Origin of the sequence: Amycolatopsis vancoresmycina (genome assembly GCF_000716785.1) — a bacterium.
Classification (GTDB): domain Bacteria; phylum Actinomycetota; class Actinomycetes; order Mycobacteriales; family Pseudonocardiaceae; genus Amycolatopsis; species Amycolatopsis vancoresmycina.
The window spans coordinates 76535-88050 of the sequence record NZ_JNYY01000018.1 but is presented as its reverse complement, the minus strand read 5'-3'; the positions used below and the strand labels follow the sequence as shown (position 1 = coordinate 88050).

Sequence of the window (11516 nt, the reverse complement as noted above, 5' to 3'; positions counted from 1 at the left end):
ACTGCGATCGCCGCGAGCGTGACAGCGATCCAGCGGGGCGGCCGCCGCCACAGCGCCCAGCCCGCAACACCAGAAATCACGCCTTGTCCAGACCGTTCCCCCAATGTGACCATTTTTCCCCCAAACCCTTGCGCTCGGTGGTGGTGATGAACCACTCACGGACAGTTTCAGCCCGTTTGCCGTCTGTCCACAAGGGCCTTAGGTGTGTACATTTTCCGGGACGCCGGATCGAAGGGTGGCCAGCGATGCGTTCCAGAGATCAGTGAGCCGGAGCCGCGCCGCAAGGTCGCGATGACGAAGCCAGCGTGTCGAGCGTGTTCAGGCGTGTTCGGCGCGCTGGGTCTCAAAGTCGTGCCCGCCTCCGCCTGCCCTTGAAAGCCGCGCTCGCCGCCACGCCAGGGCGAGCGGCGCGGTAAGTATCAATCCGGCAACGCCGAAGATGCCGACAGTCGTTTGCGCCCCGACGTAGTCCGTCAGGACGCCACCGATGAGCGGGCTCACGCCGAGCATCGTCGTCAGCCCGGTGTTGGACAGCCCCATCGTCTGCGCGCGGTTCTCGTCCGGGACAGCCAGCGTGAGCGACGCCGTCGCCTGCAGCAGCGCGACCGCGCCGAACGCCCCGGACAGGACGAACAGGACGATCGAGACCCACGGTCCGGGCTGCGCGAAGCCCACCAGCATGGGCACCCCGCACAGCGCCGACAGCGGCGCGATCAGCTTCGGCCGGGCGTCGGCCGGCACCCACCGCGTGAAGACGAACGTGCCGATCACGCTGCCGACCGGGTCGGCCGCGAGCAGCAGCCCGACGAGCTCGGGGCCCCCGCCCGCCGAAGCCACGTACGGCGCGGCGATCCCCTCGTACACCGGCAGCAGGCCCATCAGCCAGGTGAACAGCACCAGCGTCCGCAGCGCGGGGCTGGCGAACGCCACCCGGCCACCGGCCCCGATCGTGGCGAAGAACGACTTCCGCGTCTCCGCCTTCGCGGCGGCCGGCCGCGGGCGGACGCCGAACCGGACGAAGGCCGCGGACAGCAGGAACGTGACGGCGTCGAGCACCAGCGCCACGTGCGGGTCGAGGGCCAGCAGCAGCGCACCGCCGCCGGCGAACCCGAGCAGCTGCGCCGTCTGGACGGTCATCGTCCGCACGCCCATCCCGACGACGAACCGGTCGCCCTCCAGGACCTGCGGCAGCAGCGCGAGCTGGGCGGCCTTGAACGGCGGGTTCAGCAGCGAAACGCCGCCGACGAGCACGCAGACCACCCAGAACGGCAGCTCGGGCACGGCGACCAGCAGGATCAGCCCGGCGCGCAGCAGGTCGACGGCGACCATCACGGTGCGCCGCGAGAACCGGTCGGCGAGACCGGTCAGGAAGATGCCGCCGATCAGCGACGGGGCGAAGGTCAGCGCGTAGGTGAGGCCCGTCAGCGTGGCGGAACCGGTCGTGGTGAACACCAGGATCGACAGCGCGACTCTCGCCAGCTGGTCACCGGCGATCGACAACAGTTCCGCGAACCAGAGCGCCCGGAACTCGGCGATCCCGAACACCTCGCGGAACGTGACCCGGTCCGGCGGTGCTGCCATGCGTTTCTCCGACTCCGTGTGCAGACCGTGCCCGCCTCGGACCAGTCGTCGATTTGACCGGCTGGTCACCAGGCCGTCACGGTACGTGAGTTCCCCCAGCCAGTGTCCCGTGACAGTGGGTAAATCTCTAGGTTCTTTCGCTGGTATCCAAGGTGTCACGGAGCTTTCCCGAACGGGTCAGACGATAGCCCGCAGTGTCTGACCGGTCGCCCAGGAGTCACCGGTGGATCATTCCGTACCCGCTGGTCGGTCGCCAGAGGCAAAAGTAGCCACCTCGCGTTCGCGAGGTGGCTACCGGGTGGGACGGGGGCTCAGCCGTCGACGGCCAGGGCGTCCTCCGCGGGGATCCGGGCGGGGGCGGCCGCGCGGGCGGCGTCGCGCTTGGCGACCTCTTCACGGACGATCGGGATGACGTGGCGGCCGAAGTCGATCGTGTCCCCGAGCATGTCGTAGCCGCGGGCGGACAGGATTTCGACGCCGAGGTCGTAGTAGTCCAGCAGGGCCTGCGCGACCGTCTCCGGCGTCCCGACCAGTGCGTTCGAGTTGCCGGCGCCGCCGGTCGCGGCCGCGGTCGGCGTCCACAGGGCCCGGTCGAAGCGCTCGCCTTGCGCCGCGATCTCCAGCAGCCGCTGCGAGCCGGTGTTCTCGGGCTCGGTGAGCTTGTGCCGCCGGGTCAGCGGCTGCCCGCCCTTGGTCCGGTCCTTGATAGCGCCGACCGTGGCGTACGCCTTCTCCCAGGCCAGCTCCTCGGTGGGCGCGATGATCGGCCGGAACGCGACCTGGATCCGCGGCACGTCGGTGCGGCCGGCGGCCTTCGCGGCGGCCTTGACCGACTCGATCTGCTCGGCGGTCTGCGCCAGCGGCTCGCCCCAGAGGCAGTAGATGTCCGCTTCGGCGCCTCCGGCGGCGTACGCGGCGGGTGAGGAGCCGCCGAAGGACACCCGCGGCCGCGGCTGCTGCACCGGCTTGACGTCGCTGACGTAGTCGGCGAAGCGGTAGTACTCGCCGTCGAAGTCGAACGGCTCATCCGACGTCCAGGCCCGCTTGATGATCTGGATGGCCTCGCGGGTCCGGCCGTAGCGCTGGTCCTTGGTCAGGAAGTCGCCCTCGCGCTGCTGCTCGTGGTCGTTGCCGCCGGTGATGAAGTGCACCGTGAGCCGGCCGTCGGAGATCTGGTCGAGCGTGGCGAACGTCTTCGCCGCGAACGTCGGGTACGAGACGTTCGCGCGGTGCGCGAGCAGGATCTGCAGCTTGTCGAGCTTCGTGGCGACGTACGCGGCCGCCTGCGCGGGATCGGGCGAGCCGGAGCCGTAGGCGAACAGCACCCGGTCCCACCCGAAGTCCTCGTGCGCGCGGGCCAGGCGCAGCGTGTACTCCTTGTCGAACACCCCGCCCGAGCGGGCGTGCGTCTCGGACCCGTCGTGCGTGCCCCCGATGCCCAGGAACTCCACCGGCATTCCGTTCACCTTCTCTCGCCTCGGTACTGCCAGGGCTACGCCCGGGTGAGCGGGAGCGGCAACGACGTCCGCAGGGTGGAACTAGCGCCGGTGCGCCTCGATCACCTCGATCGACGCCCGGACCTGCTCGAAGCTGGGCGGCGCGGCCCGGTTGAACACGACGGTCAGGGACCGGCGCGGGATGACCACGAACTCGACGTCGACCCCGGCCGCCTCCGCGGCGGCCTCGACGACGTCCTGCCAGTGCTCCGGGTCGATCCCGTCCGGATCGGCCCATTCGTGGGCGAAGATCGCCCAGTTCCCCCGCAGCAGGGTGCCGACCACGTCCTGCGCGGTGTGGACGCGGTGCGGCGAGCCGATCTCATCGGGCAAGTATTCGCAGGTGGCGGCGTGCGGCTGAGGCCCGGGCGCCTCGGTGGACGAAGGTCAAGTTCGCTCCTTTCGCCGGCGTACCCCGGGAGTTCGGAGCCGCGGGCGGCCCGGATGGGTTCCGCCCTGTGGGAAGGCCGTCCGGTCGCGAAAGCCCGGCGTAGCTTCGGGTTCGTGGCTGATCTCCCGCCGTTCACCCTGGCTGTCGTGGGCGCCGGACCCCGCGGGGTCGGCGTCCTCGAACGGCTCGGCGCGAACGCCGGCGAGCTGCTCGGCGGCCGCCGGCTCGAAGTGCACCTGATCGACCCGTTCCCGCCCGGCCCCGGCCGGGTGTGGCGCTACGACCAGTCACCGCTGCTGCGGATGAACTCCATGCCCGAGGACGTCACGATGTTCACCGACGACTCGGTGACGATGGCGGGCCCGGTGCGGCCGGGGCCGTCGCTGCTGGAGTGGGCGCGGATGGTGCGTGACGGCGGGCTCGAGGCCGAGGTGCCCGCCGACGTCGTCGCCGAGCTGACCGCGCTCGACCCCTTCGACTTCCCCACCCGGCGCCTGCAGAGCGCCTACCTGACCTGGGTGTACCGGCACGTCGTGGCGGACCTCCCCGGCGGTGTCGACGTCGTCGAGCACGCGGCCAGGGCGACCGGGGTGGCCGGGAACACCGTCAGCCTCTCCGACGGCTCGGCGGTCGTCGCGGACGCCGTCGTGTTCACCGTCGGGCACCTCGACGCGGAACCCGACGAGCGGGAGCGCGAGCTGGTGGCGTTCGCCGCGCGGCACGGGCTGGCCTACTACCCGGCCGGCTACACCGCCGACGTCGACTACTCCGCCATCGCCCCGGGCGAAACCGTGCTGGTGCGAGGCTTCGGCTTGGCCTTCGTCGACCTGATGCTGCTGCTGACCGAGGGCCGCGGCGGCCGGTTCGAGGAACGCCCCTGCGGTGGCCTGCGCTACCACCCGAGCGGCGCCGAGCCGGTGCTGCACGTCGGCTCGCGACGCGGGGTGCCGTACCACGCGAAGATCGGCTACCGGCTGCTCGGGAAACCGTTGCGGCTGCCCAGGTTCTTCGACGCCTACGCCATCGACTCGCTGTCCGGGGACGCGCTGGACTTCCGCCGGGACGTCTGGCCGCTGGTCGCGAAGGAACTGGCCTGGGGCTACTACAGCGAGCTGTTCACCGGACACCCCGAGCGGGTGCGCCTGGACTTCACGGTGTTCGCCGACGCCTTCGCCGACCTGGCCTGGGATTCGCCCGGCATGCTGGACCTCGTCGCGCGCGCGGTGCCCGCCGAGGCCGACCGGCTCGACCTCGACCGGCTGGACCGGCCGCTGGCGGGCCGCACGTCCGGCACGGCCGAGGAGTTCGGCAAGGAACTGCGCGAGTACATCGAGGCCGACCTGGCGCGCCGGGCGGACCAGGAGTTCAGCGCCGACCTCGGTGCTTTCATGGCGCTGCTGTCGGTGTACGGCCAGCTGCCCACGCTGGTCCGGAAAGGACGGCTGGACGCCGCGTCTCAAGTGTCCGATATGGACGGTTGGTTCCACGGGTTCTTCTCGTACTACGCCAGCGGCCCGCCCCCGCGCCGGCTGGAGGAACTGCTGGCGCTCCAGGAGGCGGGCCTGGTTTCTTTCGTGGGCGCGGAAATGCAGGTCTCGGCCGAGCGCGGCGTGTTCGTGGCGTCCGGAGCGAGCCACCCGGAGACGGTCGAGGCCCGCACGCTCGTCGAAGCGCGGCTGCCGGGCCCGAGCGTGACCCGCGCGGCCGACGGCCTCCTCCGGCAGCTGCGGGACGCAGGTGAACTGGCCGAAGAGACCGTGGCGGACCCGGTGACGGGCGCGTTGCTGCGGTCGGGCCGGATCCACACGCGAGTGTCGGACTCCCGCCTGCTCGACGGAACCGGACGAGCCCACCCGCACCGGTTCTCGGTGGGCCCCCACACGAGCGCCCGCTCGGCGGCGGCGTTCACCCGCCCGCGGACGAACGCCCTGTCCTTCCGCCAGAACGACGCCGTAGCCCGCGAGATCCTGGCGCTCGTGAGTGGTAAGGCGAGTTAGAACTCGCCTTACCACTCACGAGGCCCAGGTGACCAGCTCGCCGAGCACCACCTCGGGGGCGGGCATTCCGGCGATTTCCCGGGCGACGCCCTGGGCGATTTCCCGCGGCTTCGGGTCGGTCAGGAGGGCGTGGGCTGCTGTCTCGATGGCGTCGATCCGGACCGCGTCGCCGACCAGGGCCCTCGCCGCGCCGAGTGTGCTGAGGGTGTCGGCGTTGGCGAACTGGTCGGCGCCCTGCGGCAGGACCAGCTGCGGCAGCCCGGCCGCGAGGGCGGCGAGGGTGGTGCCGGTGCCACCGTGGTGCACCACCAGACCGGCGTGCTTCAGCACCTCGGCCTGCGGCACGAACCCGGCGGCCCGGACGCGGTCCGGCAGCTCACCCAAGGCCGCGGGATCGCCCGGGCCGAGCGCCACCAGCACGTCGAACTCGGACAGGGCGCGGATCGCCCCGCGCAGTACTTGGGTGGCGCCGTAGACGACGGTGCCGAGCGTCAGGTAGACGAAGCCGTCGTCCGGCAGGGGCGGCAGCGGGACGTCGGGGTCGTACGGCGTCGGGCGCATCCGGAACACCCGCGGCACGGCTGCGGTCCCGGGATCGCGGACGCTGTCGGGCCAGACGTCGACGCAGGCGTCGCCCAGCAGGGCGTCGGCGGGCAGCTCACCCCACAGCGGCCGCAGCCGTTCGGCGGCGACGGCCAGGATGTCCGGCGGCATCGACCGCCCGATCACCACCGAGACGGCGGGAAGCCCGGCGCGCCGGGCCGCGATCCCCGCGCCGACGTCGCTCATCTCGTGGATGACGAGGTCGGGCCGCAGGACCGGGAGCAGCGGGGTGAGGTCGTCGAGCAGCGAGCGCGGCAGCAGCTCGGCGAACATCGTGATGCCGACGTCGAGGAAACCGGCGTCCTCGCCGTGCCGCCGCTTGGCCTCGGTTTCGGCCTCGCCGATGCCGATCCCGGCGCGGTGGGCTTCGAACCCGAGGTCCCGAACCTTGGCGACGAAGTCGTCCCCGGTACCGAAGACGACGTCGTGCCCGGCGGCTTTCGCGGCGTCGGCGAGCGGCAGCAGCGGGAAGAGGTGGCCGTACGCCGGGCGGCACGTGAAGAGGATCCGCACTCACCCGAGCGTACTGACCTCCTGCGCCGCACGTCCCGGAATTGCCGCCAGCAGTTCCTTCGTGTACTCCGCCCGTGGCTGCGCCAGCACCTGCCCCGCCGGCCCCAGTTCCACCAGGACGCCGTCCCGGAGCACGCCCACGTGGTCCGCGAGCTGCCGCACCACCGCCAAGTCGTGCGAGATGAACAGGTACGACAACCCCAGCGACGACTGCAGCTCCGCCAGCAGCCGCAGGATCTGGGCCTGCACCGACACGTCGAGGGCCGACACCGGTTCGTCGCACACCAGCAGGTCCGGCTGCAACGCCAGGGCCCGCGCGATCGCCACCCGCTGACGCTGGCCGCCCGACAGCTCGGCCGGTTTGCGGCGCGCCACCGACGCCGGCAAAGCCACCTGGTCGAGCAGCGACGGGACAGCGGTGCGCGGCAGGCCGAACGCCCGCAGCGGCTCCGCGACGACGTCCTCGATCGAGAACTTCGGGTTCAGGGACGCATAGGGGTTCTGGTACACGATCTGCATCCGCCGTCGCAGGCGGCGCAGCTCCGCGCCACCCAGCGTCGTGATGTCCTGGCCGTCGAACACCACCGAGCCCGCCGACGGGGTCTCCAGGCGCAGCACCATCCGGGCCGTCGTCGACTTGCCCGAGCCGGACTCGCCGACCAGGGCCAGGGTCTGGCCGCGGGGGATGTCGAACGAAACGCCGTCGACCGCGCGGATGCCGCCGTCGAACGTCTTCGCCAGGTCGCGCACCGAAACCAGCGGTTCGGCGGGCGGTGCCGGTTCACGCGAAGCGCTCGTCATGCTCGGTGCCGCCGCCAGCAGCTGCCGCGTGTAGGGGTGCGTCGGCGCGCTGACGACCGACGAGCCCTCCTCCACCACCGACCCCTGCGAGAGCACCACGATCCGCGACGCGCGATCAGCGGCGACGCCGAGATCGTGCGTGATCAGCAGGATCGCCGTCCCCGAGTCGAGCGCCAGCGCCGTCAGGTGGTCGAGGATCCGCCGCTGCACGGTGACGTCCAGCGCCGAGGTCGGCTCGTCCGCGATGATCAGCTTCGGCCGGCCGGCCAGCGCGGCCGCGATCAGCACGCGCTGCCGCAGCCCGCCCGACAGCTGGTGCGGGTACTGCCGCGCGCGCAGCTCCGGCGACGGCACCCCGGCCCGTTCCAGCAGCTCGATCGCCTGCACGGACGCCGATCGCCGGTCCGCGAGGCCGTGGATCCGCAGCACCTCCGCGACCTGGTCGCCGATCCGGTGCACCGGGTTGAGCGACACCGCCGGGTCCTGCGGCACCAGGGCGATCTCGCGCCCGCGCACCGAGCGCCACTGCCGGGACGACAGCGAAAGCAGGTCCCGGCCGTCGAAGGTGATCGAGCCGCCGTCGACGCGGCCGCCGCGCGGGAGCAGGCCGATCGCCGCGTGCGCCGTGGTCGACTTGCCCGAGCCCGACTCGCCGACGACGGCCACCACCTCGCCCGCGCCGACGTCGAACCCGACGTCCCGCACGGCCGGGACGTCCTTGTACGACACGGCCAGGCCGGAAATCCGCAGCAGGGTCATCGGTCTCCTCCGTCCAGCGCACGCGACAGCTGGTTCGCGGACAGCACCACCGCCGCGACCGTCAGCCCCGGGAACGTCGTCATCCACCAGGCCGTGGCCAGGAAACTGCGCCCGCCCGCGACCAGCGACCCCCACTCCGGCGTCGGCGGGGTGGCGCCGAAGCCGAGGAAGCTCAGCGCCGACACCTCGAGCACCGCCGTGCCGAGGGTGAGCGTCGCCAGCGCCAGTACCGGGCCCGCCGCGTTCGGCAGGACGTGCCGCAGCAGCACGCCCGACCAGCGGACGCCGGAAGCCCGCGCCGCCTCGACGAACACGCCGTTGCGCACGCGAAGCACCTCCGCGCGCATGACCCGCGCAAAGGACGCCAGGTTCGCGATGCCGACGGCGATCGCGACGTTCGTCGTGCCGAAGCCCAGCGCCGTGACCAGGGCCAGCGACAGCAGGATCGGCGGGATGGCCAGGAAGACGTCGACGACCCGCATGATCGCGGTGTCGAGCCAGCCGCCGCGGAACCCGGCGAGCAGGCCGAGCGCCGAACCGGCGACCAGGGCCACGAGCACGGCGATGGCGGTCGCCCGCAGCGAGAGCGACGCACCGTGGACCACCCGCGCGTAGACGTCACGGCCGGTCTCGTCGGTACCGAACAGGTGCTGCAGCGACGGGCCCTGCAGCCGTTCCTTCGGGACGCCGGTGATCGGGTCGGCCCCGGTCAGCAGGGCCGGCGCGAAGGCCGCCAGCAGCACGAACGCGAGCACGGCGACGGCCACCACCAACCCGGGCGGCACCTTCACGCGGCGCTTCGGGAGAGCCAGGTCAACCACGGGCCACCGCCGGGGTACGGGCGATGCGGGGGTCGAGCACCGGGTACAGCAGGTCGACGGCCAGGTTGAGCACCACGAACACCAGCGCGGCCAGCACGATCACCGCCTGCACCACCGGGACGTCCTGCGCGGTGACGGCGGCCGCGGTGATCCGGCCGACGCCGTCGCGCGAGAACACCGTCTCGGTGATCACCGAACCCGCGACCAGGTTGCCCGCGACCACCCCGGCGACGGTCAGCGTCGGCACGGCCGCGTTGCGCAGCAGGTGTCCGAAGTGGACCCGCCAGCGGCTCGCACCCTTGGCCGCGGCGATCTCCGCGTACGGCTGTTCCTGTTGTGTGGCCAGGCTCTTCGCCAGCACCTGGCCGATGATCGCGCCGGTCGGCAGGGCCAGGGTGATCGCCGGCAGGAGCAGCGCGGCGAACCCCTGGGTGCCCAGCGCGGGCAGCAGCCGCAGCCGGAACGAGAAGAACTGGATCAGCAGCAGCCCGACCCAGAACGGCGGCAGCGAAATGGCCAGCGACGGCAGGGACAGCAACGCCTGCCGCAGCCAGCGGAACCGCGTGAACGTGCCGAGCAACGCCGTGCCGCCGCCGAAGAGCACCGCGAACACCAGCGCCAGCCCGGTCACCGCGAGCGTCGGCGGCAGCGCCGTGACGACCATGTGCGTCGCGTCGTCGCCGGTCGCGACGCTGCGGCCGAAGTCGCCGTGCAGGGCCGCGACCAGCCGGTTCAGGTACTGCACCGGCAACGGCGAGTCGAGGCCGTATTCCGCGCGGGCCGCGGCGACCTGCTCCGCCGTCATCGACGCCCCGCCCTCGCCGCCGGCGAGCTTCGCCGAAACGGCGTCACCCGGCAGCAGGTAGAGGATCAGGAACGACAGCGTGAACGCCGCCCACAGCACGAACACCGCCTGCCCGACGCGGCGGAGCAGGTAGCGCCTCACGACAGCCACGCGTCGAACAGCTGCAGCCGTGACGACGCCTCGAAGTCGACGGCGTGCGCCTTCGAGCTCAGCGCGACGACCTGGGTCAGCTCGAACACGGGGATGGCGTAGGCGTGCTCGATGATGAGCTTCTGTGCCTCGTCGGCGGCCGGCTTGCGCTTCGCGATGTCCACTGTGGACGACTGGGCGTCGAGGGCGGTGTCGAGCGGGTTGCCCGGTGCCAGCTTGCTGCGATTGCCGGCCTTCGTGGAGAACTGGCCGCGCAGGATGTCCGGGTCGGCGCGGGTGACGTTGTACCAGAGGAAGTCGTAGTTGCCGGACAGCTGGATCTGCGTGGTCTCGGCGATGGTGTGCTGCTCGATCTTCAGGTCGAAGCCGACCTTGCGCAGCTGCTGCTGGATCAGTTCCAGCGCGCTGCGGTTCTGGTTGAACACCGGCGAGAACACGACGGACGCGCTCAGCCGCTGCCCGTTCTTCGTGCGGATCCCGTCGGCGCCGGGCACCCAGCCGTCGCCGTCCAGCAGCGCGGCCGCGCCCTTCTGGTCGTGCGCCAGCTGCTGCGACAGGTCGCTGACCAGCGGCGTCGCCGACCCGAGGATGCTCGTGGCCGCCTTGTAGTTCGGGGTCAGCACGGTGTTCACCACCTCGGCGCGGTCCACGCCCTTGAGCACGGCCTGGCGCACCTTCTCGTCGGTGAGCACCCCGCGGGTCGTGTTGGCGTGCAGGTTGAACACGACGCCGGGGTTGGGCCGGATGTTCTCGCTGAAGCCGTTGCCGGTGAACTGGGGCTCGTCGACCGGCTGGATGTCGGTGGCCGCGTCGAGCTGGCCGGAGGCGAGGCTGCCGGTGCGGACCCCGGGCTCGGGCACAATCTTGTAGTCGATCTTGTCCAAGTATGCCTCGCCCTGGTGCTTGAACAGCGACGAGTCCCACGCGTAGCCCTTGCGCTTGGCCAGCACGATTTCCTGGTTCTGCTTGAGGCTCTCGAAGACGAACGGCCCGGAGCCGACCAGGCCGTCGCCCTGGCAGCGCTGTTCCGGCGTCTTCTTGAACGCCGCGGGCGCGAGGACGCCGAGTGACACCGTCGAGCTGGCCTGCAGGAACTGGGCGCTGGGCGCGGAGAACTCGAGGCGCACGGTCTGCGGGCCGACGACCGTCGACGCCTTGTACGCGGCGAGGTAGCCGTAGCCGAGCTGGGCCTTGGTGCCGAGGGCCTTGATGCCGTCGAAGCTCGTCTTCACGGCGGCGGCGTCGACCGGGCTGCCGTCGGAGAACGTCGCGCCGGGCCGCAGGTGGAAGGTGAACGCCGTCGAATCGGCGTTGCCCTCCCACTTCTCGGCCAGCCACGGCTTGATCTCGCCGGTCTTCGGGTCCTGGTCGGTCAGCGAGTCGACGAGCTGGCGGGCGACGTTGATGGACGCGTTCGTGGCGACCTGCTGAGGGTCGATGCAGTCGGGCGCGGACGAGATGCCCAGGCGCAGGGTGCCGCCGGGCTTGGGTGGCCCGGACGCGGCTTGTTCGGTGCCGGCGGCGGCGCAGGCGGTCAGCAGCAGGGGCAGGACGAGCAAGGCCGCGGCAGCGCGGGGACGGGGAAGCAGGGACACCGGA

9 protein-coding genes are annotated in these 11516 nt (G+C 71.8%); 1 reads left to right on the top strand and 8 read right to left on the bottom strand.

Annotated elements, in window-relative coordinates:
- Positions 1-318: 318 nt before the first annotated feature.
- The 3 genes from OO60_RS34655 to OO60_RS34645 all read right to left on the bottom strand — a co-directional run bounded on the left by OO60_RS34655 (position 319) and on the right by OO60_RS34645 (position 3410).
- A complete protein-coding gene (locus OO60_RS34655) occupies positions 319-1581 on the bottom strand; it encodes an MFS transporter (RefSeq protein ID WP_003091803.1) in 1263 nt (420 codons plus the stop codon).
- A gap of 311 nt (positions 1582-1892) precedes the next feature.
- Complete coding sequence (locus OO60_RS34650) at positions 1893-3038, bottom strand: LLM class flavin-dependent oxidoreductase (protein ID WP_003091806.1); 1146 nt, start codon at positions 3036-3038, stop codon at positions 1893-1895.
- Positions 3039-3119: 81 nt separating this feature from the next.
- A complete protein-coding gene (locus OO60_RS34645; RefSeq protein ID WP_003091807.1) occupies positions 3120-3410 on the bottom strand; it encodes a hypothetical protein in 291 nt (96 codons plus the stop codon).
- Between the two features lie 171 nt (positions 3411-3581).
- On the opposite strand from OO60_RS34645, the gene OO60_RS34640 reads away from it, so the two are divergent.
- Entirely contained in the window at positions 3582-5465 is a 1884-nt protein-coding gene (locus tag OO60_RS34640) for an FAD/NAD(P)-binding protein (protein ID WP_033262963.1), read from the top strand.
- 15 nt (positions 5466-5480) lie between these two features.
- On the opposite strand, the gene OO60_RS34635 is transcribed toward OO60_RS34640, so the two are convergent.
- Genes OO60_RS34635 through OO60_RS34615 form a run of 5 tightly spaced genes read right to left on the bottom strand, consistent with a single transcriptional unit; the run spans position 5481 to position 11512 of the window.
- A complete protein-coding gene (locus OO60_RS34635; protein WP_003091812.1) occupies positions 5481-6581 on the bottom strand; it encodes a glycosyltransferase in 1101 nt (366 codons plus the stop codon).
- Positions 6582-8141 carry a dipeptide ABC transporter ATP-binding protein gene (locus OO60_RS34630; protein ID WP_003091814.1) on the bottom strand — a complete coding sequence of 520 codons (1560 nt, stop codon included), beginning with the start codon at positions 8139-8141 and terminating at the stop codon, positions 6582-6584. It abuts the gene before it with no gap.
- Positions 8138-8962, bottom strand: a complete 825-nt coding sequence (locus OO60_RS34625; protein ID WP_051767854.1) for an ABC transporter permease — start codon at positions 8960-8962, stop codon at positions 8138-8140. The genes OO60_RS34630 and OO60_RS34625 overlap by 4 nt, the downstream gene beginning before the upstream one ends.
- On the bottom strand, positions 8955-9908 hold the full coding sequence (locus OO60_RS34620) for an ABC transporter permease (RefSeq protein WP_003091816.1): 954 nt from the start codon (positions 9906-9908) through the stop codon (positions 8955-8957). Before OO60_RS34620 ends, OO60_RS34625 begins: the two co-directional genes overlap by 8 nt.
- The gene (locus OO60_RS34615) at positions 9905-11512 is read right to left on the bottom strand and encodes an ABC transporter substrate-binding protein (RefSeq protein WP_051767853.1); all 1608 of its coding nucleotides are present in this window, start codon (positions 11510-11512) and stop codon (positions 9905-9907) included. The genes OO60_RS34620 and OO60_RS34615 overlap by 4 nt, the downstream gene beginning before the upstream one ends.
- Positions 11513-11516 lie beyond the last annotated feature (4 nt).